Source organism: bacterium (genome assembly GCA_024224155.1).
Classification (GTDB): domain Bacteria; phylum Acidobacteriota; class Thermoanaerobaculia; order Multivoradales; family JAHEKO01; genus CALZIK01.
Window position 1 is genome coordinate 1 of sequence record JAAENP010000359.1, and the last position, 2,967, is coordinate 2,967.

2 protein-coding genes are annotated in these 2,967 nt (G+C 62.6%); both read right to left on the reverse strand.

Going from position 1 to position 2,967, the window contains the following annotated elements:
* Positions 1-122: 122 nt before the first annotated feature.
* Complete coding sequence (locus tag GY769_18120) at positions 123-1,421, reverse strand: ISKra4 family transposase (protein MCP4203839.1); 1,299 nt, start codon at positions 1,419-1,421, stop codon at positions 123-125.
* A gap of 515 nt (positions 1,422-1,936) precedes the next feature.
* A partial coding sequence (locus GY769_18125; protein MCP4203840.1) for a hypothetical protein occupies positions 1,937-2,967 on the reverse strand: 1,031 nt, incomplete at its 5' end.

The following is a 2,967-nucleotide window of genomic DNA, read 5'->3' on the forward strand; positions in this document are numbered from 1 at the left end:
CTATCACCACGGGTCGGCACGTCTGCCCCGGCGCGGCGCTGAGCCGTTGATTCGCAAGCCGTTGACGCGGAGGTTGATGCGCAGGAGCAGGTGCGCAGGGGTGCGCGACATAGAAGTGGAAGTCAAGCCCGGCGCGCCTCCCAATAGTCCTCAAACCGGCCATTGAATTGAGCGCAGCGCAAAGCCAGAATCGCGTTGGCCCCGCGAACCGTCCAGAACATGCCCGACTGCTTGCAGCGAGAACCGATCACGGTCTTGCACCCGGCCTCGATCACGCCCGTGCCCACGAACAGGTGCTGGCGACGGAACTTCGGGTAACGCATGCGCCGGGCGTTCTTGCGAAAGTACTCCGCCTCGGTGCGGAGCTTTTCGGCCACTTCGGCTGAGGCGGTCTGGATGGATCGCAACGAGACCACCAGCTTCTTGATTTTGCAGTTGTCGAGCAGGTCTTGGTGGACCATCATCCAACGGTTCTGCTGGGCCTCATCATTCGGATACAGTTTGCGGGCCAACCCCCAGAGATGTTCCCGAGCGTGATACAGATCGACGATCTGGGTGGCGCCGGGGAAGTGCTGCTGGGCCTGATTCCAGATCCATTCCGATCCATCGCCCATCACCACTTTCTTTGCGGCGCGGCTCCAACCCCGCTTCCAGGCTTCCAGGTAGATCCGCTTGCCGAACTGCTCGGCGGTTTCAATGGCGCCGGTGTAGGTGGTCGAATCCGGGTCGCGGATGGGATAGCCCTCCGCATCCCATGTTGTCTGGGTGAAGACGCATCCCAGCTTGACCTCACGGGTGTGGGCCGGTTCTCCCTCCTTTTTCCCGGTTCGTCCCGCGGTTTCCTTTCTCACCACCGGCACTCCGGTTCCATCCATCTGCACATACAAGATCGGAACCGGCTCTCCCACTACCATGGGCAGATCCAACTGCATGGCGCGCTGAATCTCTTGCTGCTCGCGGGCGGCGATGTCCTCGCCCACCGCCTCCGCCGTCCGCTCCACGGCTTTGGTGGTTACCTCCAGACCGGCCAGCAGTTCCATCTGCTGGCGCCCGTGATCGAAGGGCGCCTCCTGGCCCACCCTCGCCAGCATCCGCCGTACGCCGGGAGAGAGTTCGGTGTTTTCCACATCCAACTCGACATCGGCCGGGAACTGACCGCGATGGCAGTGCGGGCACAGGTAGTAGGGACGCGAGACTTCCACCCGGCCGACGGCGGTGAGAACCGGCTTGGAGCGCAACTCCCGGTACCGCGCCTGATGGCCACAGGAACAAGCAAGGCGGCGCTGATCGTCGGCCGGGGCTGGGAATTGCAGCAGTTCTCCCAGGGCCGCTGCCCCGGCCTGATGCATGGCCGAACGCACCGCCATTTCGATGGCTTCCAGATCGAGCTGGCCCGTCTTGCGGCGGCCCTGGAAGATCACGCGTAACAGTTGGTTTACTTCGCGCGTGGCTTCCTGGCGGATCGCTTCGGCCGTTTTTTTTCCTGTGGTGACAGGGCTGGCTCCTCCACCGGTCGCACTCGACAGATCTCTTCATTGACATCCAGAAGTTGCTTGCCGAGTTCACGGAAACGGTGGTACTCAGCGACCTCTAGCTGAGCCTTAGCCAGTGCGGCCGGCGAAGAGAAGGTTTCGGTGACGGTCTTGCCCTTTACTTTCCGTGTCAATCGAGAGAAGGGGCCGTGGCCGGGGTCGCCGGACCGGCGACAGTGACAGTTCGGAGTTCCACAGCGACCTCCTGTGTCGGTGATGGAGCCAGACCGCATATCACCCAGTTGGGCGACTTGAGATTGGATGGCAGCGCGACGGCTTTCCAGATCAGCGAGGGATTCTGGCATGGAGTCCTCCTTCATCCCTAGCGTACTACTACGCTAGGGATATCGCCACAAAAAAAGAAACCAGGCCAATCCTCACTTCTATGTCGCGCACCCTCCCGATCAGCGGTAGTTGACGTTCTTGAGATAGATGTCGGCGAAAAACGAGAGGCCGAAGGCGATTCCGTTAGTTTGGAAGCGTTCGCCGAAGCCGACTGCGCCCACCAGCAACTGTCCGCCCGGCGCGCCCGCGTTATCGAGGCTTACCGGTAGACTGGCAACCACCTCCCCTGGTACGACGAAGGTGCCCGCGGTGGCGTCGACGCGACACTGGAACTGGGCTCCCACCAAGCCGTTGGGGCCGCGGGCGAACCCAGAGGTCCCGATGATCTGGACAAACGTGCCGGGCGTGCCGTTGGTCCAGTTGATTACCAGCGGCTGATTGAGGTTGACCGTGTCGAGCGCGGTCCGGTTGGTCCAGTCAATCGGCGTGGGCAGATCCATGCGGACGTTGAATGCGCCGACATCGGCTCCGCCCGTACCGGTGTGAGTATACTGTCCCGCCTCGAGTAGAGTGCCGTCGTTCACCACCCCGGGCAGGTCCGGGCTGCCGGGCACGAATGAGAGAATATGTTGCCCGGTGACGAACTGCAACAGATCGAAGGAACCAACGGGACCGCTGAGCGATACCATGCCCGCGTCCAGTCCGGTGATTTCGACCGCCGGAGCGCCGGGAATCTGGTTGACGACGCAGGAGCCGATTGTCGGGGCGGCGTTTCGTGCCTGCAAAGACTGTGCGGAGTCGATTCCGACGAAGGCGGCGGAGGCATTGTCGCTCCGCTGAACGGAATCGTCGCCGGGAATGTTGGATTCGATCCAGATGCGGCCAAGTATCGCCTGTCCGGAGCGAATCTCACCCTCGGAGCGGAGCATCTCGAGCTCCTCCGCGGAGGCGCCGTTGGGGTCGGAACAAACCGCGCCCTCCGGCGCGATCGACATCGAGGTGAAGTTGCTCGGCGCCCCCTCGATGATCACCACCAGCGGCACGGAACAGCCCTCGACACCCTCGGGGATCACGATACGAATCTGATCGATACCCGCGCAACAGCCCGACCGGCCGCGATAAAGCACTTGCGCCGGCTTGCCGCCGACGA